This window comes from Porifericola rhodea, assembly GCF_030506305.1.
GTDB lineage: Bacteria > Bacteroidota > Bacteroidia > Cytophagales > Cyclobacteriaceae > Catalinimonas > Catalinimonas rhodea.
Window position 1 is genome coordinate 4,761,115 of the sequence record NZ_CP119421.1, and the last position, 22,645, is coordinate 4,783,759.

Consider the following 22,645-nt stretch of genomic DNA (forward strand, 5'->3'; position numbering starts at 1 on the left):
TCCTTTAATTAGGATACTTATTCACTCTATCTACCAGATATTTTCTGGAAAAGCATTGATTCACTTTACTTTCCGGCATTGATCTTTCAACCTTCTTATGTTGAATCAATTGCTTGTCTATATCCTCAATGAAAGACTTCATACGCTTGATCTGCTCTGCCAATGTTTTATTGTATTCTTTCAAAGCCTCAATGAGGTCGGTAGTTTTATTATTTTTCATAGTTTAGCCTTTAGAAAAAAAATGACATTTCTAAGATAAACATTACATAAGCATTTATACAAATAATTGGTACAAATTATTTATTAGCATAGTCCAAAGTAATGTTCAATTGTTTAAGCTAAGTAGTGTATAAGGCTATACTTAACGTCACATAATAATCAGATTTACAACCACTTATAGTTTACAACACAAAAACTTCTCAAATAAATCCATATAACTGAAACTCATATTATTTAAGAATAAAAAAATAGCCCGAATGTTCGGGCTATACAAACTTATCATTAAATTGTACTATTTATAGCACATCAAGTAATACGAATACAAGTCCTAGTATTACCAGTACAGTACCAATTGCATAAAGAACAGGGGTACCAATTATTAGAAGGATCAAACCTGCTGCCCCTAAAATTATTCCAGTACGTAAATTACCGGTAACATCAGCTTGATTTTTTACTTCTTCTGGAGCACTTTTATACTCTTTTGTTAATGCTTTAATTTCTTTTTTTAGCTCTTTTTGTTCTGCCTTTCTTTCTTTCTTAAGGGCTTTTTTCTCGGCTTTACTTAAATTTTCATTTGCTGCTGCTTTCTCTTCGGCCTGCAGTTCTTTTACCTTCATCATTTTTTCTTTCACCTGTTCTACTTTTTGCTCAATAGACCTAACGGCTGCTACAGTTTCAGTAGAAACAAAGGCTTCAGTAGCTTCCTCACTGGCTTCATGCTCTAAAATTTCAATGGCTTCAGCTTTCTCTAAAGGAGCAGAGTCTGTTTTAGGAGCCTGCGCTACACTTTTGGGTGTCTGCTTAAAATAGTAAGAGTTTCCGAAAGCAACTTTGCTAGACTCACAGGAAGAAAAGAGTACAAGCACACATAGAGAAAAAGCCAGGCTTACAGTAATTTGGATGCTTTTCATAAAGTGTTTGGTTTAATCTGTTTGCAAAAATAAAATGAACAACATCTTATGTTCGCTGCTAAGATAAGAGCTTGCGGGTGTAAAAGGAGAGCAAAATTGATATAAATACCACATTTGCACAGGCATAAACACGTACAGTGCCGAAGAAATTAAGAAAGATGTGTCGGTATTTTCATACTCACCTTTGCGCCTTCCTGCTTTCTAACATTTGAATTAAACAGATGTAAAGCATCAAAGTAAGTGTCTGGGTGCGCATTCATTAGGCTGCGCAATTGGTTCCAATATTTCAGAGGGTTAAGTATAAACCCTTCAGGCAGAGATACATAGGGTATATCTAAAATGTCTGCTACTTTCTCTCCCAGCAAAAAACGCATATACTGTGGTGCTAAAGTTTTTAGCCTTGCATCCATAGTATCGTGCATATACGATAAGAGTGCATTGGTAAGCCCTCTACCAGCTTCGGAGGGTTTAAAATGCCTTTCTGTAATCATTTTGTTCAATAGAAAGGCTTCTTTTGAAGTATCTGGTAATAATTTTTCTTCCACGCCCATAACGTAGCTGGCCACATTCCACAAATGAATATAAGCCTCACTTTCGTCTTTGCTTACCTTGATACCCAGTTTTCTCATACCCCTTACTGGAATCAGGGACATAGAAAGGTTAGTACCCGCCATATCTTCCTGATTAATAGGCATTCCCCAGACAACATTCCAATCCCTCTTTTTTAATATATGATAGCGGATAGTGGCATGGATTAAGCGGACTTTTTGTGCACTGGCTATCGCCGATCCTTTTGCAGAGAATCCTTCGGGGCTGGCAACATCAAAAACATACTTACCCGTTTCTAGCAAACGTTTACCTGTATCGTCCCGCATACGTTTAGAAAGCCACAATACCTGAGCACCGTCTGCCGCAGCATAATCGTAGGGTAATGACATTAATGCGAGCATAAATGAAAGAGAGGTAGCATGTGTTCTAAAAAACTTTTGTCCCTTTTGGATGAGTTGCACATCGGCCCATTGGGGCAACTGTCTGGATTGGTCAAAAAAGTCTTTTACCTCAAGAGGTAATCCATTTGGCAGAGAGTAATTGTTATGATCAAGGCTATGGATAATATTACGAAAGTCGGCGGCTCTTCCTGATTCAAATATGGATTTTATTGCGGCATCAGCAAGTGGGTCAGTACGTTTGCGTGCCTGATCAAGAAAATTATTCTGATAGTATTTAATTTTATGCATGAGGCTGTTTTTGTAATTAACAATATTCTACTGATCAGGGTTTATGCAAAAAAATTATATAAAGAGTTTATGTTTGATTTAGATCGTATAATAGCACACCCCCACCAACAAATAGAGCTGGCAAATTATGCCACTAACTATACCGGAACAATCAAAGACAAAGAAGAGTCTAAAAGTATAAGAGCGGCAAACCTAGAAAAGTTGACAGAATTACAAGACATTCTTTATGCATTTGATAAACATGCCATCCTCATCATTTTTCAGGCTATGGATGCGGCAGGTAAAGACAGTACTATCAAGCATGTTATGTCTGGTGTCAACCCTCAAGGTTGTAGAGTTGTAAGCTTTAAAGCACCCAGCTCTCGTGAGTTGCAGCACGATTTTCTATGGAGAACGTATCGTGAATTACCTGAACGTGGAAAAATAGGAATCTTCAATCGCTCCTATTACGAAGAAGTATTGGTAACCCGAGTAATGCCTCAGTATATTTTAAAACAAGGGATACCCGGTATAAAAACTCTGAAAGACATCACTCCTTCTTTTTGGGAAGAAAGATACCGTTCCATCAACGAAATGGAGAGGCATCTATACCAAAACGGTACGCTTATTCTCAAATTCTTTCTTCACCTCTCTAAAGAAGAGCAGAAAAATCGTTTTATGAAACGCATAGAAAGACCTGACAAGCATTGGAAGTTTGATATGAGCGATATTGAAGCCCGGCAAAATTGGGATAAATACCAGGAAGCTTACGAGTCAGCTATCAACCATACGTCTACCAATTATGCACCCTGGCATATTATTCCTGCTGACCATAAGTGGTTTATGCGCACTGCGGTTAGCCAGATTATCGTAGATCAATTGGAAAAGCTAAATCTGCAATACCCAAAAGTGAACAAACTTCAGTTGGAAAACATAGAAAAAGCAAGACAAGTACTTGATTCAGAGAAAAACTAGCCAAGGCTTTTAAGGTAGTTGACACTGTGCCTAAGTTCATCAAGTACATCCTGACTTTTCTGTAAATTTATCAGGTACAAGGGCACTTCAGCCTTACTGCTTAATATTTCGTTGAAATCTACCTTCCCTTTTCCTAATGGTTGGTACGCCGCCGGGGGAAGGGTAATTCCTTTATAAGACTGGGGTATATCTTTGCCCAGGTCCCCAAACTGAAGTAAGGCCATAAATTCAGCATGCTTGTCCATAAATCCGCGGAGATCTACTCCAGCCAGGCTTGCCCAAAATACGTCAAACTCTAGTTTTACCAGCTTACTATCCAAATACTTCAAAAGCTCCTGCATGGGAGAGCTGTCTTCCATTGGCTGAAACTCAAAGGCATGGTGATGATAGCATAGCTGTATACCTGCCTGCTGACATTTCTCCCCGGCCAGATTTAATTTGTCAGCAAATGTTCCGTACCATTGTAAGTCTCCCCTATCCTGTGGAAATATTTCCGGAAAAATTAGGTACCTGAGATTGTACTTGACGGCTATAGCCAGCATATCATCAAAACTTTCTACTCCTTCAGGTTTAGCATTACCAAAAGCGGTATAGGGTTGCCAGTTTTCGGTAATATATGGACTAGGAAAATTAGCTACTTCCACCTGGAATCCCATACCTTTCAGAACAGGATATAAACGTTTGAGTTTACTCACATCAGGTAGTGCTAAATGCCGTATACCCAGCTCATAAATAAAGTCCAGAGTCTGCTGAGGATGCTGTATTAACTCATTCTGTACGCAAGAGAGGTGTAGGCCGATCTTATCCATTAATGTAACGCTTTGATAGCTATACGAAGGCCTACTACTCAATATAGGCAAAGAGAGACCTAAGGCTGAAATAAACGCTCTGCGTGACAGTTTTTGCATGTGTTAGCTATTTGTTTAAACTGATGCAGCTATAAACTCTTAACAATAGGTTTGTATCAGGTGTTAAAAGTGCAATAACTTTACAACTAACTTAGAAAAACTGTGGACATTTCTCAACTCTCAAATTATAGTAAAAACCTTTGCCTAAGCTTGTACTTTTTGCTGCTTGTCTGTTGTAGTCCAACGCTTTCGCAGGCACAGCAGAGCCCAGATGAGCTATATGGTGAGCTTTTCAAAGAGGTTCAACTTTCCGGGATTTTTCCTGATTCCAAAACCTTTCCCGATTGTATTCCGCTGCATTCTCCAGAGGCCATTTTACAAAAATATCAAGCACAGAAAGCTGACACAGATTTTAATCTTAAAGAATTCGTACTGGCAAATTTTCAGCTTCCTAAAAGTCCATCGGTAAACTTTGAAACAGATACAACTAATGATGTAGCTGAACATATTAATGCACTATGGCCAGTACTTACCCGGCAGCCCTCGGATGAGCTCAAAGGCAGCCTGATTATTTTGCCAGAATCGTATATCGTACCTGGGGGAAGGTTTAGAGAGATTTATTATTGGGACAGTTACTTTACCATGCTGGGCTTACAGCAATCAGAAGAGTACCAGCTTATTCGGAATATGGTAGACAACTTTTCTTTTCTTATAGAGACGCTAGGCTTTATCCCCAACGGAAATCGCACCTATTATACCAGCCGCTCACAGCCCCCATTTTACGCTTTGATGGTACGACTACTCGCGGATATTGATGGCGACAGTATACTAAACACCTACTTACCACAGTTGGAAAAAGAGTATGCCTTCTGGATGGAGGGCGAAGGTCAACTAAGTACCACTGAGCCTGCACACAAACGGGTAGTTATGCTGGAAGATGGTACAATACTTAATCGCTACTGGGACGAAAGACCTGAGCCTCGTCCTGAGTCCTACAAAGAAGATTACGAATTAGCAGAATCTTCGGAGCGACCCGCTGAAGAGCTGTATAGAAACCTACGTGCCGCCTGCGAGTCGGGCTGGGATTTTAGCAGTCGCTGGCTAAAAGATGGACAGAGCCTGGGCAGTATACATACCACAGATATTATACCGGTAGACCTAAATAGTTTAATATATCATCTGGAAGTAACTTTGGCTGACGCATATGCTCAGGCTGGGCAGAAAAACAAACAGCTGCAAATGGAAGAAAAAGCCAGCCAACGTGCTGAAGCAATCAGAAAATACTGCTGGAGTAAGAAAGGTAGATTCTATATAGATTACGATTTTGTAGCTCAAAAAAATACAGATAAATTCTCTTTAGCAGCTGTATACCCCTTGTTTGTAGAAATAGCAACTCAGCAGGAAGCTGTACGTGTAAGCAGAAAACTTGGAAAAGATTTCTTACAGCCCGGTGGTTTGCTTACGACTTTAAACAACACAGGGCAGCAATGGGATGCACCCAACGGCTGGGCACCCTTACAGTGGCTGGCGTACCGTGGGTTAATGAACTACGGTCAGGATAAACTCGCAGATAAGATTGCGCAACGCTGGAGGGATAACAATATTCGGGTTTTTCAGAACACTGGCAAGATGGTAGAAAAATACAATGTAAAAGACATTACGCTGGAAGCGGGAGGCGGAGAATACCCTGTTCAGGATGGCTTTGGCTGGTCTAACGGTGTATTGCTTAAGATAATTTCTGAACAGGGCCTGCCCTAATTCTTTAGGATAGTGAACTTCCTACTTTCTCCAATAACTTTTTAGTAGAAGCTACGCCATCTTTCTTACTTATTTTTTCCAGCTTACCACCAAACTCAATGCCTACATAACCTTTAAAACCAGCATCTTTTACAATCTGCATTAAACGACTTACGTCCATACTGCTTTCTTCCCCATTTTTAGTAAAGTCAAAAGTTTTGGCACTCACTCCTTTGGCATAGGGCATCAATTCTTCAATGAGTAAGTAACGATCGTACTGCTCATCTTTAGAGATATTAAGATTACCAAAATCAGGTAGCGTACCTACATTCTCACGGTTTACCTGCTTCATAACTCCTGCAAGCCACTTTCCATCAGATGAGAGGCCTCCATGATTTTCTACAATCACACTAATATCTGAGCCATTGCCATAATCTGAAAGCTGGTATAATGTCTCAGAAAAGGCGTCGGCTGCCGCCTGCCGTTCCAGTCCCTCATATCCATTAGCATTGATACGGATGGCATGACAACCCAGGGTATGAGCCGCGTCTATCCAGGGCTTATGTTGTTCTACTGCCTCTTTTCTTTCCGATTTGTTTGGGCTGGCAGTTTTGTATTTCCATAGATCAACCATAATCAGAACATTGTCTACATCATAATCAGCAGCCCTTTGGTTCAGCTTTTTTAAATAAGCCTGATCCTGCTCTTTTCCATCAAAAAAACCACTTACATATTCTACGGCTGATATTCCATATTTCTCTTTGGCTACTTGCGGAAAATCCAGGTTGCTCATATCTCCATTGCGTATGGGTTGACGAAGAGACCACTCTGCCAGCGAAATCTCAAAAAACATGGAGGATTTAAAAATAGCGGAAACATCAGGTAGTAGTGCCAGACCAGCTCCGGCCTGCATCACTTTCATAAATTCTCTTCGGTGCATGTGTGTGTAGTTTTAGGTTAGTTGTACCAATGATGGTACAGGATACTAATTTGACAATTATTTAGCATAATTCATTGCTATTAGCTCAACTATACAGCTACTCTTTCCATGAAAACAACTTTTTACATCTTAATTCTTTCTTTATGCATTAGCGCCTGCCAAACAGTACAGGAGCCTTTGAAAGAAGAAAAGTCAATACACTTTAAAAACATAGTCCTGATTGTGGGAGACGATCATTCTGCCAATGTTTTAGGTGCCTATGGTAACAAAAAGGTAAGAACCCCAAATCTGGATAAAATGGCTGCTCAGGGTGTACAATTTAATCGTGCTTATGCGAATTCGCCTATGTGTAGCGCTTCCCGTCAGTCGTTTATCACCGGGCTATATCCTCATGCTACCGGGGTGACCCTACTTACCACCTCTTTTCCTGAGCAAAACATTACGATTGCAGAACACCTGAAGGAGCGAGCCTATAGTACGGCCATCATTGGTAAAAATCACTTTAACAATCAGCTAAATCATGGTTTTGACACCAAAATTGAGAGGAGAGATTATTTCAACTACCTGAAAAATACTGACATAGCCCCGGTACCAGACAGTATTGTTACCCGCCCAGACTGGAAGCCTTTTCGTGACCCGGCACGTATCTGGCTGAATGCAGAGATGCTAGCAGGCAATCAGTATGACCAGTTTGATATTGGTACATGGTATGCGGAGCAGGCACAAAACTATCTGGAAAAGCATCAGGATTCCTCCTTTTTTCTGTGTGTAGGTTTTCATGAGCCTCACTCTCCTTTTAACTTTCCAGTGGAATATCGTAACCGCTACCAAGCGGAGGACATGAAGCTGCCTTTAACAAGTGAAGAGGATGATCGCTGGATTCCTGAAATTTTTAAAGAATTAACTGAAGAAGAAAGAAAGGGGATTATAGCATCTTACTACACTTCGGTAGAGTATCTTGACAAAAATGTAGGCCTAATTCTAAACAAGATAGAAGAACTAGGCATCGGTGATAGTACGCTGGTGGTGTATATAGGAGACCATGGATACCTGCTAAATGACCATAAGCGCTTTGAAAAGCATATGATGTGGGAGCCCGCGGTTCGTGCTCCACTCATTATTCAGGGAGGCAAACAGCTTAAGGCAGGTACCAAAATAGAGGCACTAACTGAGTTTGTAGACCTGGCCCCTACTATGCTACAAGCTACCGGAATGGATATACCTCAAGAACTACAGGGGAAGTCCCTGCTTCCTCTTCTGAATGGAGAAAAGAAATACCACAAAAAGTTTATCTTTTCGGAGTTTCTGGGAGATAATAAAGCTATGGTAAGAGGAGAGCGCTTTAAATATATATTTACCACGGGTAAAAAAGACCTGGCGCAAGGCTACCAGACAGGCCTACCTGCTCCTGGCATTACTCATCGCCTTTATGATTTAGAAAAAGATCCTTATGAAACTACAAATTTGTACTATAAACCCAACTATCAGCAGGAAGCAAAGCGTCTGCAAAACGAAATGATCATGTGGTTTGAAAGCACCCACCCTAAGGCTGATAGTATCTCTAAAGAATGGGATTTAGAACGGAGACTTGTCGCTTTCTGCGAACCTACTGATAAGAATGCAAAGGTATCTGCTTTTTAACTCATAGCTCAACGGTTTGCAAGCTCATATGCCTGCTCAGCAATTGAGAGTTCTTCGTTGGTAGGAACAACTAACAGTGCAATACTACTATCTTCATGAGCGATAGATTGAATTTCTCTGCTTCGCTGATTATTCTTTTTCTCATCAACCTTAATACCTAGATGCTCTAAATCAGCACATGCCATTTCGCGTACCAGGCTACTATTTTCACCTACTCCGGCAGTAAATATGATCGCATCTAAAGGACCTAATATAGCCAGATAAGATCCTATAAACTTTTTGATACGATAGGTATACATTTCCAGCGCCAATTGGGCATCCGCCTCATTATTTTGATAGCGCTCTACAATATGCCGCATATCATTGTCTCCGGCTATTCCTTTGAGGCCGCTCTGTTTATTCAATACGTTATCAATTTCTTCAAAACTCATCTGAAGTTTGGTACCCATATAAAAAAGTACAGTAGGATCTATATCTCCTGAGCGGGTTCCCATCATGAGTCCCGGCAGCGGGCTCAAACCCATAGAGGTATCAATACTTTTACCGTTTTTTATGGCTGTCATGCTACAGCCATTTCCCAGATGAATGCTAATAGCGTTGAACTGGCTAAATGCATTACCCAGATATCTGGCTGCCTGCCTAGCTACGTACTGATGTGAAGTGCCATGCATACCATAAACTCTCAGTTTATCTTCAGTATAAAATCGCTCAGGAATTGCGAAACGAAAAGCATGTGGAGGCATGCTCTGATGGTAGGCTGTATCAAAAACAACGACCTGCTGAGCCTTGGCAAAAACCTTTTCAGCTACCAGAATACCTTCCAGATTTGCAGGATTGTGCAAAGGTGCCAGAGGAATAAGTGCCTTAATCTTTTCTTTTACATCATCATCTACATTTACTGCGGCATTAAACATATCTCCACCATGTACTACCCTGTGTCCTACCACCTCAATCTCATCCGGATTAGTAATAGCTCCCACTTCGCTATCTTGCAGCAAAAGATTGACCTGCTCTAGCCCACTTCGGTGATCTTTAATATGTAATTTTTCTTCTTTAGACCTGCTTTCCTGATCCTTAAAAAACCTTTGGTGACGGATATAACTTTCACTTTCTCCTATTCTTTCTACCAAACCTGCACTCAGTACTTCTTTATTATCCATATTGATCAACTGGTATTTGATGGACGAACTACCAGAGTTGATAACAAGTATTTTCATATCAATAGTATTGCTTAAAATGATATTTCTTTAGTTGCGTTTAGCGTTAAAACTAAGCTATTAATTTACCAAAAGATTGGTATTCCCTTACAAAATTAACTCAAAGCCGAAATAAGGTATACTCATTAAACTTATGAAAGCAGAAAAGCGGCCCTTTAGTTACCATAATTGTACTAATTGATCTTTGTTCCATAAATATTAGGGATTACTATAAGCTATTCGCTGACTGTTATTATCTTGCTGTATATGAATCCATTTTTTATCAGCTGCGATTGGGGCACCTCCTCTTTCCGGCTTAGCCTTATTAATACTAACAAGCTAGAGATAATACATAGCCTTACAGATTCGCAACTGGGCTTTGGCCAGCAGAGTGCAGGCAAAGAGGATTATATCCGTTTGTTGGATGAAAAAATTGAACTGCTTTGCCGTAAGGCTCAATTAGATACTACTCCGCTGTGTATTTTATCGGGCATGGCATCTTCCTCTATAGGCATCAAAAATCTGCCGTATGCTCAACTTCCTTTAGCGATGAAAAGGTTTGAAATTCCTTATGAAAAACTGGAAAGCTTGTCATCAGATGTATTTATGTTTTCTGGACTTTGTACCGACATTGATGTTATGCGCGGAGAAGAGGTACAGGTGCTGGGGGCTTATGATGAGAACTCAAGCAAAGAGAATCAATTGTTGATATTGCCCGGAACCCATTCTAAACATGTGCTAATACAAAAAAAGCAGTTAACAACTTTTACTACCTATATGACTGGAGAGTTATTCGCTCTTCTACAAAATTATAGTATTCTTAAGCATTCTGTACAAAAGCCAGAATCAGAAAATGGTCCTGATCAGAAAGTATTTCTGAAAGGAGTTGAAGAAGGTAAATCACAGCTACTTAAGCACTTGTTTGGTATACGTGCACGACAAATATTACAAAAGACCACACCCGAAATGAATTATGCATTTCTCAGTGGATTACTGATTGGAAATGAATTGTATCCACTATCTGATGATTTGCCCGATCAGCTTACTTTATGTGCCGATGGAAACTTAGGCTTACTTTACAAATTAGCCCTGCAACATCTGTTTCCACATACTAAACTGGATATAATCTCAACACAAAAGGCTACCATCGCCGGTCATTTTAAGTTATTACAAGGACTAAACCATGCCTAAACCATTCTCATTTGCCAGCTTAGAAGACATGCCAATAATTGGCATATTGCGCAAACTCCCGGCTGCACAGCTAGAAAAAGTCGTACAGCTATATCAGGAGTGTGGTCTAAGCACTTTAGAAATAACTATGAATACCCAAGGCGCTTCTGAGATGATTCGTCAGCTTTCAGATAGTTTTCCGCAGCTCAACATAGGGGCAGGTACTGTCTGCAAGATGTCAGAGTTGGAAGAAGCTATTGATGCTGGTGCTTCTTTTATAGTCACTCCTATTACTGACGAAAAATTAATTTCCGCTTGCAAAGCATCTGGTCTGCCAGTTTTTCCGGGTGCATTTACCCCTACAGAAATCTATCGTGCCCATGAGGCTGGTGCCGACATGGTTAAGCTTTTCCCAGCTGGCCTCTTAGGACCAAAATATATCAAAGATGTTCAGGCACCTCTGGATCAGATCAGGCTGGTACCCGTGGGTGGGGTGGATTTGCAAAACTTCTGCGATTTTCTACAGGCCGGAGCCAGTGCCGTGGGCTTAGGCAGCCAATTATTTCTTAAGGATGCCATCGCCCAACAAGACTGGGAGCGGCTAAAAAAGCACTTTGCCGCATTTGTCAATAAGTTCCGTGCTTATCAAGCCGCTTTATAAGCTTTTATTACCCAGTTCACGGCCAAAGTGTTTACCAAAGGTTGCCATAAATGCGAGCACTTTCTGAAAGTCCTTATCGTTTAGCTGGCGTAGCAGGCTAAATACCCCTCCTATTTTTTTAGGAGACTCATTCAAAGTAGCTGTTAAAGCGGTGTGAGAAGCCATTAGCATAGACTGTAAGTTATCTGCCAATTTCGATATATCTATTCCTTCAGCACTCAATCTGTTTATAAAATCGTCAAATGTATCTACTGCTAAAGTAAGATAGTCAGTGCTATCATCCAGCACATCCATCAGGCCGTTTAGCTTTTGTAGTGTTTTTGGTGCAGTTAACCTTTTTAGTAAGGTAATTAGCTCAGTAGTTCTCTGGCTCAGGTCTATTCCTTCTCGCTCAAGCATAGCAGCTTGCTGATCTACCAAGTCTACCACATCAGCTAAGATCTGAGGGAGCTGCTCACTTAAATCCAGCAAAGAATTCAGTTTGCTTAAGGTGCCGGGCTGGCTAAGGCGATCCATCAGTTTGAGTACGGCTTCCATTCTATCACCTAGTGGGCTTCCACTTTCATGAGCTTGACCGGCCACTTCGTCTATGGCATCTGTTATCAACTCTAAAGCCTGAGGAGCCTGCTGAGTCTGTCTGTTAATTTGCTCAACTTCTGCCTGTATACTATCCAGCTTCCGCATAATTTCAGAGAGCATCTTTGCATTATCCTCTGGCTTAATGGCCGCTAATACTTCCTGATCTTTATTTTTTGTGATGTGAGTTGTAGTATTCATGTCTATCAGACGATTAGGCGGTTCCTTTTAATATTTTATTCCAGTACATCCAGGGCAGCACTCTTCTTTTTAGTTGGTACATGCTAAAGCGTTCTTTGGACTGATCAAATGGAAAGCTTTCGGCAGGCTCATTATTGTAGTCAAATTCTGCGAGTATCAGCTTACCTTTAGCCGTAATCAGGGGGCATGAGCCATAGCCATCATACTGAGCCGTCAGGCTTCTTTGGTGTAATACTGCCAATAGATTGTCTACCACAACAGGAGCCTGCTTTCGTACTGCTGCTCCAGTTTTTGCGTTGGGTGTACCCGAAGCATCTCCCAGTCCAAATACATGAGTGTACTTCTTATGTTGCAGGCTGTACTTATCCAGATCAAGCCACCCTGCGTCGTTTGCCAGCGGACTGCTCTTTACAAAATCAGGCGCACTCTGAGGAGGTGTAATATGGATCATGTCAAAGGGCTTAACAAGCTCTCTTACTCCTCCTTCATCATCTTTTACGCTAAAAGTTGCCTTTTTGCCTGGCCCATCCACCCGGATAAGTTCGTGCCTGAAGTTGAGTTGAATGCCATAATTTTCTACTACCTGGCTAAGAGATTTAGCATATTTTTTTACTCCAAAAATTACTTTACCTGGTGAGCAGAATTCAAGCTGAGACTTAGCCAGTATTCCGTTACGCTGAAAATGATCAGCCGCCATATACATTATTTTTTGGGGAGCACCGCCACACTTTACTGGAGTAGCGGGCTGGGTAAACAGCGCTGTTCCTCCTTTAAAATTGCGAATACACTCCCAGGTATAAGGTGCTTTATCAAAACCATAATTGCTGCACACCTGGTGTTTGCCTAAGCTTTCTTCCAAGCCTTCAATTTTATGCCAGTCCAGTTGTATACCGGGGCAAACTACCAGGGCATCATAGCTATAAGTATTACCTTCTGTAGTATTTAGTTGCATCTGCTCTGGCTCAAAAGAGGCTACCGCTTCTCTTATCCATGTAACTGCATCGGGCATCACCTCAGCCTCCTCTTTTTCAGTCTCCTGAATATCATAATCTCCCCCTCCTACCAGTGTCCATGCCGGTTGATAATAATGTTTTTCTGAAGGCTCAATAATAGCAATATCAAGAGCTTTGTCTTTGAGCAACAATTGCGAGGCTACGGAAATACCAGCATTTCCTCCTCCAACTATGAGTATCTGAAAATGGTCCATGATAAAAGAAGTTTAGGGTTATGAGATGTGTAAGTACAGGCGACAGTTCAATATCACCGGAAAGTGAAGAGAATACCATCTTTCTACCTGAACTTAGTCTTAAACTAGTAAGCATCCATATCATAATCCGTGACTTTTATCACACAGATATAAATTTTGTACGCTTATGATTGTGAAAATAAATACCGCTTAAACTGAAAAAGAATACATTTATACCTTCAGCTCCTAATTTTCGTAAGTTATTAGTATAGAGAATAAGATTATGGAAGAATACATCAATAAGGCTAAGCAAACTTTTAAGCTGAGCAATCCCGAACTTTTAGCCGCACTTGCTACTCATGCCAGGCATGTAAAATTTGCTGCTGGTGAGACTCTGATCAATTATGGCAACTATATTAAAACGGTACCCTTAATATTATCTGGAAGTATTAAAGTCATCAAAGAAGATGAAGAAGGCAAAGAAGTATTTTTATATTATCTGAAACCTGGCGAAACATGTGCTATGTCGCTTACCTGCTGTAGCACTTACCAACCCAGCCAGATTAAGGCAGTTGCCGAAGAGCCTACCGAATTACTATCGGTGCCTGTTAACAAGCATGAGGAATGGATGAACCACTACCGTGAATGGAAAGAGCTGGTCGGTCGTACCTATGCAACCCGTTTTGACGAACTTCTGCAAACCATTGAAAACATTGCCTTTAAAAATATGGACGAACGTCTGATAGAATATTTGCAGGCAAAATTTAAACACCTGAAAACAGAGCAACTTAACATTACGCATCAGGAAATTGCCAATGAATTAGGTACTTCCAGAGAAGTAATCTCCCGTTTGCTAAAGCAACTGGAGCGAGATGGAGCCATTAGTCTGGGCAGAAACAAGGTTATCCGAAATACGCTTAGCTTAGTCAATTAAACAATCCTTTTACTAGTCTGTTGCTTTATAACAACAGACTTGCCTTCCTTATCTCTTTAGTAAGCAAGTACTTGCTCCCTCTTTAAGTTTTTCCTTCGTCAGTAAAACATTTAGCCCTTCTCCAAGTGTGTAATAAATAGGAATGCATGTATTTATGAACATAATTTCATTTGTGTGACTTTTGTTGCAGACTTCCGCTTAAGACAGCAGTAAGTTTGTCCTAAAATTTTGAAAAATGGATACACTTTTAATAATAGGATATGCGACCTCAGTGCTTATTGGCCTTAGCCTTGGTCTGATAGGTGGTGGAGGTTCAATACTTACGGTACCAGTACTGGTCTATATTGTAGGAATCAACCCTGTTTTGTCTACTGCCTATTCTTTATTTATTGTAGGCGTAACCTCACTGGTTGGTAGTGTCAACTTTATGAGAAAAGATCTGGTGCATTACAGGGCTGCTCTGGTTTTTGCGGTACCCTCTTTCATCGCTGTATTTCTCACACGCAAATTTCTGGTACCCGCCATACCAGATCCATTACTCAGCCTGGGTAGTTTTGAGCTATCAAAAAGCATGGCCATTATGGTCTTCTTTGCTTTGGTAATGCTGGCAGCCTCTTACTCTATGATTAAGAAAAAGACTGTAAAAGAGCAGAACAGCGAACAAGTTCAGTTTAACTACCTAATGATTGGGCTGGAAGGCGCAGTCGTTGGTACGCTCACCGGCATTGTAGGTGCAGGGGGTGGATTCTTAATAATTCCCGCATTGGTACTACTGGCTAAACTGCCTATGAAAATGGCTGTTGGCACCTCTTTACTCATCATTGCCGCTAAATCTTTAATTGGATTTTTAGGAGACATTGGTACTCAAACCATTGATTGGCAATTTCTGCTGGTATTTACTGCCTTATCTGTTGTGGGCATCTTTGTAGGCTCATTTTTGTCTAAAAAGATTCCCGGAGAGAAGTTAAAATCTGGCTTCGGCTGGTTTGTCCTGGTCATGGCGATTTACATCATGCTCAATGAACTGGTCCTCAATACATAAAAAATTGGGTCATGTGACAACTGTCACTGAAGATGATAGTAAAGCCTCTTAAATTTATACTTATCAATTATTCATGCTGATGCCCACAAGCTCAGCAGAAATATAAAGACTTCAAGACATGAAAAATAAATTAACATTTAACGAATTGATCAGCGGTGACCAACCTGTGCTGGTAGACTTTTATGCAGAATGGTGCGGCCCATGCAAAATGATGTCGCCCATTCTTCAGGAGCTTCGTGAGAAGATGGGAGATGCAGTTAAAGTTATTAAGATAGATGTGGAGAAAAACCCAAAACTAGCAAGCAGTCTGCGAATACAGGGAGTACCTACACTGATGCTATTTCAGCAAAAAGAAGTACTATGGCGACAGTCTGGAGTAGTGTCTGCCAATCAGTTGGAACAAGTAATACAAAATCACGCTAAAAAAGTAAAAGTATAAGATTCCTCTGTGATTGATGTCATAGTGAGAAGCTTACATACCCACTATTTTTATCATACCATAAATTTTAAATGTTATGAAAGTAGAACAGATTTATACCGGATGCCTGGCACAAGGTGCCTATTATATAGAATCGGAAGGTGAAGCCGCAGTTGTAGATCCTTTAAGAGAAGTTAAACCCTACATAAAAAAGGCTGAGCAGGATGGAGCTAAAATTAAGTACATATTAGAAACTCACTTTCACGCAGACTTTGTTTCCGGTCACCTTGATCTGGCTAAAGCCAGTGGAGCAGAGATTGTCTATGGGCCTCTTGCTAACCCAAATTTCGGAGCACACATTGCCAAAGATGAAGAAGTACTGAGTCTGGGAAAAGCAAAAATCAAAGTACTACATACTCCCGGCCATACCATGGAATCTACCTGTTACCTGCTTATAGATGAGGAGGGAAAAGAACAGGCCTTGTTTACTGGAGACACACTCTTTATCGGTGATGTAGGACGCCCTGACCTGGCCCAAAAGGCCGCTCATATGACTCAGGAAGAACTTGCAGCCACACTATATAAAAGCCTGAGAACCAAAGTAATGACTTTAAGTAACGAAGTAGTAGTTTACCCAGGACATGGTGCCGGCTCAGCCTGTGGAAAGCATATGAGTAAAGAAACGGTATCTACTATTGGGGCGCAAAAACAAACGAACTACGCACTAAGAGAGGACATGAGTGAAGAGGAGTTTGTAAAAGAAGTAACTGATGGGCTACTTCCTCCCCCAGCCTATTTTCCGATGAATGTTCGCATGAATAAAGAAGGTTACGAAAGTATTGACGAAGTGCTGTCTAAGGGCATACGCCCTCTAAATCCTGAAGCTTTTGAGGCCGCAGCCAATGAAACAGGAGCTCTAATACTGGACACTCGCGACCCAGATGTATTTGGAGAGGCATTTATACCCAATGCTATAAATATAGGGCTGGGTGGGCAATTTGCTCCCTGGGCTGGAGCACTCATACCTGAAGGTCAGGCAATACTCTTGCTTACTGATGAAGGTAAAGAAGAGGAGGCCATCACCCGTTTGGCACGTGTAGGCTATGACAATACTCTAGGCTATCTGCAAGGTGGAATTAAAGCCTGGAAAGATTCAGGCAAAGAGGTAGATGCAGTAGACTCCGTAAATGCTTCGGACTTTGCTCAGGCTTATAAGGGACACACTCCTGTTGTAATTGATGTACGTAAGCCCAACGAATATGCCTCAGAGCATGTAGAGAAAGCAATAAACCTGCCACTGGACTATATTAACGAACATTTAGCGGAGTATCCTAAAGATGAGACGTTTTATCTGCACTGCGCTGGTGGTTATCGCTCTATGATCGCAGCTTCCATTTTGAAGTCACGAGGCTGGAACAACTTCATCAATGTAAAAGGAGGTTTTGCAGATATCAGTAAAACAGATGTAGCTCGTACCGATTACGTTTGTCCTTCAACCTTGAAGTAGAGACTTCTTTTAACAAAGCAGCTAACAATGGCAGAGATTACTCTCTGCCATTTTTGGTAAAAAGAGGGCTTATGTGACCAATATCACAGAGAGTTCTATTACAAATAATAATTTTCACGATTGTGAAGAAGACGATCATTTTCACCTTTAGCTTTATTCTACTGTTAATGGGGCTGCCTCAGGCAGTTTTAGCTCAGGAGAATGAAACGCAAGAGAAAGATAGCAGTCTTAGCATCGCTCATCTTCTAAAGCAAGGGGAAGTAGAATTGCATGCCAGATCATTTATGATGAGCACCATTAACCACTCAGATTTGAAAGATTATTATGCATGGGCGATAGGTGCCGGAATAGGTTACCAGAGTCCTTTGTACAAAAACTTGCAGTTTGGGCTTAGTGGGTTTTTCATTTACAATATGGCCTATGGTCATAATGCCAAGCAGGACGAAAATTCCAGCTCAGGCAATCGTTACGAAAAAATGCTTTTCAATGCTCTTGCACCTCACGAGAAAGAAGATCTAGACCGACTTGAAGAGCTTTATATCCGCTACCAGTCAGACTGGCTAAAAATTACTTTGGGACGACAAAAGCTTGAGTCCCCTTTTGTTAATGGGCAATACAACAGAATGAGACCTAATATCTTTTCTGGCCTGAGTACAGAGTTAAAACTAAATGCTGTACAAGTGCATAACACTTGGGTCAAGGGTATTACTCCCAGAGGCACCATTGAGTGGTTCAGTATAGAAAATTCTTTTGGTGTATATGGTATGGGCAGACAAACTAATGGTCTGAAAGCTGAGTACCACGCACATATTAAAAGCGCAGGACTTTGGCTTAGTGGATTAGAGTGGAAGCATAAGAAAGCGGGCAAACTGCAAGTCTGGAACTATTATACCGATAGAGTTTTCAACTTCAGTTTTGCTCAGTGGGACTATCAGAATAAAGCCTTACAACTTGGCCTGCAAAGCTTTTACGAGAGAGCTATTCAGGAGGGTGGAAATCATGATCAGGCACTTTCCTATATGCAGAGGGGTGAGCAAACTGCTGGCCTAGGCACTCGTATTGCTTACAGTAAGCCTAATACAGAAGTCAGCATTAATTATCTGGGAATCAGCTCTAAAGGAAGATACCTGTTTCCCAGAGAGTGGGGACGCGAACAGTTTTATGCCAGCCTGCCACGAGAAAGATTTGAAGGAAATGGTGGCGTGCAGACATTTAGTATTAAAGCTAAACGAAGTTTCAACCAGCAGCATACTAAGATCGTATTAGGTTTGGGAAGCGTGAATCTGCCCGCTCCCGAAAATACTCAATTAAACAAGTACGGCTTACCTTCTTACTACCACCTGGCTGCTGAGCTAAAGCACCAATTGCACAGAGCCTGGAAAGGTACTAGCGCTACCCTATTGGTAGTAAACAAAATTGACAAAAATGAAGAAACAAGTGCAATGTATAAGACAAACCACGTAGACATGTGGAACCTGAATTTTATTATAGACTATAAATTTTAAATACGCATACAAATGAATCAATTTCATGAATGGATATCACAACCCTGGCCCTGGTATGTAGCCGGACCATTAATTGGACTAACGGTACCTATATTGTTAATTATTGGAAATAAATCTTTTGGAATATCCTCTTCACTCCGGCATGTTTGTGCCGCCTGTGTACCTGCAAAAATTCCGTTTTTCAGTTATAACTGGAAAAAAGAAATGTGGAATATGATGTTTGTATTGGGCATAGTTATAGGAGGTTTTATAGCAAGCTTTTTACTTGCCAACCCTCATGCTATTGTAGTTGCAGAAGCTACACAAGCTGACCTGGCAGCCTTAGGGATCACTGAATATAAAAATCTTTTACCATCAGAAATCTTCAGCTGGGAGAACCTATTTACCGCTAAAGGGCTAGTGTTTTTCGTCATCGGAGGTTTTATGGTAGGCTTTGGTACCCGCTATGCCGGAGGTTGTACTTCTGGCCATGCCATTATGGGTATAAGTAACTTACAATGGCCTTCAGTAGTGGCCACTGCCTTTTTTATGATTGGTGGTTTTGTAATGACCCATCTGCTGATGCCACTGATTATGCAATGGGTTGGCTTCTAAACATAGATTATAACTTTTAATAGAAGAATAAAAAATGAATTCAACCATAAAGAATACACAAAGTATACGCAGCGACGCATCTAACAAACAAAACATGGAAGAAAGCTTAGCCAGCCTGTTTAAATATATGCTGGTGGGTATTTTTTTCGGGATTGTTTTTGTAAAAGCAGAGGTAATTTCCTGGTACAGAATACAGGAAATGTTCAGATTACAGTCTTTTCATATGTATGGAGTAATAGGTTCAGCAATTATTACTGGCATAATTTCCATACAGCTTATCAAACGGTTTAACATCAAAACGATTCACGGTGAAAAGATAGTCCTGAAGGATAAAGAGTTTCGCAAAGGTCAGATTATTGGAGGCTTTATCTTCGGATTAGGCTGGGCTATAACCGGAGCTTGTCCGGGACCACTCTTTGCACAGATTGGCAGTGGTTATTCGGTAATTATTGTAACCCTGCTAAGTGCCATTGCAGGTACCTGGGTATACGGACGTTTTAGCCATAAGCTGCCCAACTAAAAGCAGCTTTTGTAAAATAAATTATGACCTGGCTTATCTCATTAGGCCAGGTCTATATTAAATCTTATATAATTAGTCTTTGTCGGTAGGTACGCTCATCTTTTGTGCCTGAATAGCAGTAATCACTACTGTATTTACAATATCTGTAACAGTACAGCCACGGCTCAGATCATTTACAGGCTTACGCAGCCCTTGCAAAATTGGACCTATAGCAATTGCCCCGGTCTCTCTTTGTACCGCTTTGTAAGTGTTGTTTCCTGTATTTAGATCCGGGAAGATCAGCACGCTGGCGTTGCCTGCTACTTCAGACTCAGGCATCTTTTTAGTGCCTACTTCTTTATCTACCGCCGCATCATACTGAATTGGTCCTTCTACTTTAAGATCCGGTCGTTTTTCTTTTACTAATTTAGTGGCCTTGCGCACTTTCTCTACCTCTTCGCCCTTGCCAGACTCTCCAGAAGAGTAAGACAGCAAAGCTACTTTTGGTTCTATGTCAAAAGCCTTGCTGGTATCGGCAGAAGAGATAGCAATTTCGGCCAGCTGCTCCGCATTTGGGCTGGGGTTTATTGCACAGTCACCATAGACTAACACCCGATCCTCTAAGGCCATAAAAAAAACAGAAGATACAATAGATACATCGGGCTTGGTTTTAATAAGTTGAAATGCCGGACGAATGGTATGCTGGGTGGTATGTGCTGCTCCGGAAACCATTCCATCTGCCAGACCTTCAAGAACCATCATCGTACCAAAATAAGAGACGTCAACCAGTGCATCACGTGCGTTATCGCGTGTAGCACCTTTACTTTTTCTGATCTCCACATAACGGTCAATAAAACCTTCCAGATAATCAGACTGCGCTGGGTCAACTATAGGCACCAAATCTGTATCAATACGAATGCCATGACGCGCTATCGTATTTTTCACCTCTTCTGGCTTTCCTAATATAGTCAGCTTTACAATATCCTGTTCTATAAGTATTTCCGCAGCTTTTAAGATACGCTCATCATTACCCTCAGGCAATACAATATGCTTTCTGGCAGCTTTTGCTTTCTGCACCAGATTGTACTGAAACATTTTGGGAGTAATACCTCTTGCCTTAACATTACTAATTTTCTGCTGTAGAGAAACCGTATCCACATACTTTTCAAAAAGCTTTTTGCTAATGGTGATTTTGGTGTGGTTCTCCGGGGTAATGTAAGACGTTAAAGTACCTAATTTGGCTACAGTATTATACGTATTGTGCTCTACCGATAAAATCGGTACCAGATTAGGCAAACCATCCAGCAATCGCTTTATTGAATTTTCAGGTAAAAGGCTGGTAGTCATCAGTATACCACTGATGGGTGGATAGTTCTGTGACTGATGAGCTTGTAGGGCACTTAAAATGATATCTCCACGATCGCCGGGCGTGATTACCAGACAATTTTCGGTAACATGAGACAGGTAATTTTGCAACTGCATTGCCGCAACAGAATAGCGATAGGCCTGTTTTTCCATCAAATCACCGCCATATAAAATATCAGCCTCCAGATGTTCGGCAATCTCTCGCAAGGTAGGGCTTTGCAGTACTATATTTTCAGGTATTACCGATACCAGAAGCTCCTTGTCTTTCAAGGTATTGCGTACCTCCAGAAGCAGCTCATGTGCCAGCGCAGTACGCACCCGGTTAATGATAATACCCAGAATTTCACATTCTTTTTCTGCAAAGCGCTCGTACGACAAACGAACCGGGCTAATCACCTCTTCTAGCTCACGGTCCATATCGCCTCTTCCTAGTATCATTACCGGGCAGCCCAGGTTTTTGGCAATATCAACATTGATATCAAAATCAAAAGTAGAACTCTCATCGCTAAAATCGGTACCCTCACAAAGCACAAAATCACATTTACTTTCCAGAGATTTGTACTTCTCAATCACCCGGTTAAGCAATTTGTTATACTGTCCGTCCAGCATAAGCTCGCGGGCTTCTTTTCGGGTAAAGGCAAAAGTATCTTCGTAAGCGATATCCAGATTAAAGTGTCTTAGTATTAGATCTATGTTCTTGTCCCTCTGGTTTCTTTTACCACTAATGATGGGGCGGAATACCCCTACCCTTTCTGTTTTTCTCAGTACCATTTCCATGATACCCAGGCAAACCAAAGATTTGCCGCAGTGAGCTTCAGAAGTAGCCAGATATATTGAACTTGCCATACGGATGTCAGTTGATAAAAAATTTAAAAATGGATTTTACAGTTTGCGATCTATGAGCAGTAAAAAAGTAAAGACTCTGTTTAACATTCTTTATTGAGGGTGCAGTTTAATAGTTTTTGCCTTAAAAGTAATTTCACTTACACATTAATTTATACCACGGCTGTTACTATCCAGAGTAACTAAGATTCTTTCTTTAGTGTTACAGACTTTGTTTTTAATGTCATTAGAATCTAACTCCAACAAACACTAAATTATAGGATAGCCCAAAGTTTAACTGTATGGGCTTGGAAATGCTGTTCAAATGCTAATACGACAAAGGGTATATTTAAAACAGGTAATGTAGTAAGATAGCTCTGGTAGTTGATTAGTACATTACTTCTTTGTGAAGGTGTACTGCTACATCCCTACCGGATTCACATAATTTTCAGTTACGAATTATACGGGTAGAATCTGGCAG

The 22,645-nt window shown here is 40.9% G+C and carries 21 protein-coding genes; 12 read left to right on the forward strand and 9 right to left on the reverse strand.

From position 1 onward, the window contains the following. Window positions 1-4 precede the first annotated feature (4 nt). The 3 genes from PZB74_RS19525 to PZB74_RS19535 all read right to left on the reverse strand — a co-directional run bounded on the left by PZB74_RS19525 (window position 5) and on the right by PZB74_RS19535 (window position 2,368). A complete protein-coding gene (locus tag PZB74_RS19525; protein WP_302238845.1) occupies window positions 5-220 on the reverse strand; it encodes a hypothetical protein in 216 nt (71 codons plus the stop codon). A 295-nt stretch (window positions 221-515) separates the two neighbouring features. Then, window positions 516-1,130, reverse strand: coding sequence for a hypothetical protein (locus tag PZB74_RS19530; protein ID WP_302238846.1), 615 nt, complete (start codon window positions 1,128-1,130; stop codon window positions 516-518). 149 nt (window positions 1,131-1,279) lie between these two features. Continuing rightward, window positions 1,280-2,368, reverse strand: coding sequence for an oxygenase MpaB family protein (locus tag PZB74_RS19535; RefSeq protein WP_302238847.1), 1,089 nt, complete (start codon window positions 2,366-2,368; stop codon window positions 1,280-1,282). 69 nt (window positions 2,369-2,437) lie between these two features. Between PZB74_RS19535 and PZB74_RS19540 the strand changes: the two genes are divergently transcribed. Then, window positions 2,438-3,322 carry a polyphosphate kinase 2 family protein gene (locus PZB74_RS19540; RefSeq protein ID WP_302238848.1) on the forward strand — a complete coding sequence of 295 codons (885 nt, stop codon included), beginning with the start codon at window positions 2,438-2,440 and terminating at the stop codon, window positions 3,320-3,322. Here the strand turns inward: PZB74_RS19540 and PZB74_RS19545 are convergent. Beyond that, window positions 3,319-4,131, reverse strand: coding sequence for a sugar phosphate isomerase/epimerase family protein (locus PZB74_RS19545; RefSeq protein ID WP_302238849.1), 813 nt, complete (start codon window positions 4,129-4,131; stop codon window positions 3,319-3,321). The two genes, PZB74_RS19540 and PZB74_RS19545, sit on opposite strands and share 4 nt — an antisense overlap. Window positions 4,132-4,389: 258 nt before the next feature. Between PZB74_RS19545 and treF the strand changes: the two genes are divergently transcribed. Then, complete coding sequence (treF, locus tag PZB74_RS19550; protein WP_367281450.1) at window positions 4,390-5,928, forward strand: alpha,alpha-trehalase TreF; 1,539 nt, start codon at window positions 4,390-4,392, stop codon at window positions 5,926-5,928. 4 nt (window positions 5,929-5,932) lie between these two features. Here the strand turns inward: treF and PZB74_RS19555 are convergent, their stop codons facing one another. Continuing rightward, the gene (locus PZB74_RS19555) at window positions 5,933-6,847 is read right to left on the reverse strand and encodes a sugar phosphate isomerase/epimerase family protein (RefSeq protein WP_302238850.1); all 915 of its coding nucleotides are present in this window, start codon (window positions 6,845-6,847) and stop codon (window positions 5,933-5,935) included. 108 nt (window positions 6,848-6,955) lie between these two features. On the opposite strand from PZB74_RS19555, the gene PZB74_RS19560 reads away from it, so the two are divergent. Next, a complete protein-coding gene (locus tag PZB74_RS19560) occupies window positions 6,956-8,488 on the forward strand; it encodes a sulfatase family protein (RefSeq protein ID WP_302238851.1) in 1,533 nt (510 codons plus the stop codon). 8 nt (window positions 8,489-8,496) lie between these two features. On the opposite strand, the gene PZB74_RS19565 is transcribed toward PZB74_RS19560, so the two are convergent. Beyond that, entirely contained in the window at window positions 8,497-9,705 is a 1,209-nt protein-coding gene (locus PZB74_RS19565) for an acetate kinase (RefSeq protein WP_302238852.1), read from the reverse strand. A 246-nt stretch (window positions 9,706-9,951) separates the two neighbouring features. Between PZB74_RS19565 and PZB74_RS19570 the strand changes: the two genes are divergently transcribed. Then, window positions 9,952-10,875 carry a 2-dehydro-3-deoxygalactonokinase gene (locus PZB74_RS19570; RefSeq protein ID WP_302238853.1) on the forward strand — a complete coding sequence of 308 codons (924 nt, stop codon included), beginning with the start codon at window positions 9,952-9,954 and terminating at the stop codon, window positions 10,873-10,875. Continuing rightward, the gene (locus PZB74_RS19575) at window positions 10,868-11,515 is read left to right on the forward strand and encodes a bifunctional 4-hydroxy-2-oxoglutarate aldolase/2-dehydro-3-deoxy-phosphogluconate aldolase (RefSeq protein ID WP_302238854.1); all 648 of its coding nucleotides are present in this window, start codon (window positions 10,868-10,870) and stop codon (window positions 11,513-11,515) included. The genes PZB74_RS19570 and PZB74_RS19575 overlap by 8 nt, the downstream gene beginning before the upstream one ends. On the opposite strand, the gene PZB74_RS19580 is transcribed toward PZB74_RS19575, so the two are convergent. Beyond that, a complete protein-coding gene (locus PZB74_RS19580) occupies window positions 11,510-12,292 on the reverse strand; it encodes a DUF1641 domain-containing protein (protein ID WP_302238855.1) in 783 nt (260 codons plus the stop codon). The two genes, PZB74_RS19575 and PZB74_RS19580, sit on opposite strands and share 6 nt — an antisense overlap. Window positions 12,293-12,305: 13 nt before the next feature. Continuing rightward, entirely contained in the window at window positions 12,306-13,499 is a 1,194-nt protein-coding gene (locus PZB74_RS19585) for an NAD(P)/FAD-dependent oxidoreductase (RefSeq protein ID WP_302238856.1), read from the reverse strand. Window positions 13,500-13,761: 262 nt separating this feature from the next. Here PZB74_RS19585 and PZB74_RS19590 point away from each other — a divergent pair, with 262 nt between their 5' ends. The 7 genes from PZB74_RS19590 (at window position 13,762) to PZB74_RS19620 (ending at window position 19,998) form a co-directional block, all read left to right on the forward strand. Further along, a complete protein-coding gene (locus tag PZB74_RS19590; RefSeq protein ID WP_302238857.1) occupies window positions 13,762-14,412 on the forward strand; it encodes a Crp/Fnr family transcriptional regulator in 651 nt (216 codons plus the stop codon). A 235-nt stretch (window positions 14,413-14,647) separates the two neighbouring features. Continuing rightward, window positions 14,648-15,454 (forward strand): sulfite exporter TauE/SafE family protein, encoded by an 807-nt coding sequence (locus PZB74_RS19595; RefSeq protein ID WP_302238858.1) that lies wholly within the window; start codon window positions 14,648-14,650, stop codon window positions 15,452-15,454. A 118-nt stretch (window positions 15,455-15,572) separates the two neighbouring features. Further along, a complete protein-coding gene (gene trxA, locus PZB74_RS19600) occupies window positions 15,573-15,893 on the forward strand; it encodes a thioredoxin (protein WP_302238859.1) in 321 nt (106 codons plus the stop codon). A gap of 76 nt (window positions 15,894-15,969) precedes the next feature. Then, window positions 15,970-17,379: an MBL fold metallo-hydrolase gene (locus PZB74_RS19605; RefSeq protein WP_302238860.1), complete on the forward strand. Its 1,410-nt coding sequence runs from the start codon at window positions 15,970-15,972 to the stop codon at window positions 17,377-17,379. Window positions 17,380-17,501: 122 nt separating this feature from the next. After that, window positions 17,502-18,884, forward strand: coding sequence for a hypothetical protein (locus PZB74_RS19610; RefSeq protein ID WP_302238861.1), 1,383 nt, complete (start codon window positions 17,502-17,504; stop codon window positions 18,882-18,884). Window positions 18,885-18,896: 12 nt separating this feature from the next. Continuing rightward, window positions 18,897-19,478, forward strand: a complete 582-nt coding sequence (locus PZB74_RS19615) for a YeeE/YedE family protein (protein WP_302238862.1) — start codon at window positions 18,897-18,899, stop codon at window positions 19,476-19,478. A gap of 94 nt (window positions 19,479-19,572) precedes the next feature. After that, window positions 19,573-19,998 (forward strand): DUF6691 family protein, encoded by a 426-nt coding sequence (locus PZB74_RS19620; protein ID WP_302238863.1) that lies wholly within the window; start codon window positions 19,573-19,575, stop codon window positions 19,996-19,998. Window positions 19,999-20,070: 72 nt separating this feature from the next. On the opposite strand, the gene pta is transcribed toward PZB74_RS19620, so the two are convergent. Next, entirely contained in the window at window positions 20,071-22,188 is a 2,118-nt protein-coding gene (gene pta, locus PZB74_RS19625) for a phosphate acetyltransferase (protein ID WP_302238864.1), read from the reverse strand. Window positions 22,189-22,645: the final 457 nt, after the last annotated feature.